Annotated in this window: 1 protein-coding gene; it reads right to left on the reverse strand. The window is 41.7% G+C overall.

Annotated elements, in window-relative coordinates; translation table 11 throughout:
• Positions 1-1,055, reverse strand: a 1,055-nt coding sequence (gene arsJ, locus Q0212_RS01230; protein ID WP_297920999.1) for an organoarsenical effux MFS transporter ArsJ, incomplete at its 3' end; no start/stop codon positions are given.
• Positions 1,056-1,078: the final 23 nt, after the last annotated feature.

Genomic DNA, 1,078 nt, shown 5'->3' on the forward strand with positions numbered 1-1,078 from the left:
GATACGCCATCAGCTTGTGCATAAGAAACTATTAAATAGCTATGTAAGGATGAGTTAACGGCAAACAACACACCAAAAGCCAATAAACCGAAAACGACCACAGCTAATGCTGGCAATTGCCCGTTTAATGCTAAGGCAATCGCGGCTGGCAACAAACATAAAGCACTCGCCCACAAGCAAGCGACTTTGCCATCAGGTACACGCCCTTGTTTTTTGCCAGTGAGATGTGGGGCAAAGGATTGCACACCTCCATACATAATTGTCCATAAGGCTAAAAAGCCGCCCACCCACCAAAAATCCCAATTAAATTGATGGCTTAAATAAACGGGCAGGGCAATGACAAACCAAACATCACGCGCAGCAAATAAAAATAAACGTGCAGCTGATAAAAAGTTAATGGCTCTACTTTTTGATAATAATTCTCGAAATTTCGGCTTGGCTTTCTTTTTGCCTAAATCTTCTTTGAGTAACACTAAACTGGCAAACCAAATCAGGGCTAAAAGACAAGCTAACATCAATAATGAGCCACTAAAGCCAAACACTGATAATAAGACACCCCCTAAAAAGAAGCCCAAGCCTTTTAGGGCATTTTTTGAGCCTGTTAACACAGCAACCCATTGATAAAGTTTGCTTTGTTGGTTGTCAGGTACTAACAGTTTAATAGAGCTTTTGGCACTCATTTTGTTGAGGTCTTTGGCGATGCCAGATAAGGCTTGTGCGCTCATTACCCACAACATCGTTAGCCATTCGGCTGGCACAGTCAGCATTAACAAGGCAAAGACTTGCATGCCTAAGCCAATATTCATGGTACGGTTTAGTCCCCAACGTGCGCCTAAATATCCGCCAATTAAATTGGTGACTACACCAAAAAACTCATAAAACAAAAACAAACTGGCAATGGCAAACGGTGAAAACCCTAATCCATAAAAGTGCAAAACGACTAACATGCGTAATGCACCATCGGTTAGGGTAAACGCCCAATAATTGCCTGTGACAATCAGGTATTGTTTGAGCTGTGGAGAAAGATGATTGAGCATGGATTTATCGAGTATCAAATAAATCCCTCTCACAATGAGAG

The sequence above is a fragment of the uncultured Agitococcus sp. genome, from assembly GCF_937920075.1.
GTDB lineage: Bacteria > Pseudomonadota > Gammaproteobacteria > Pseudomonadales > Moraxellaceae > Agitococcus.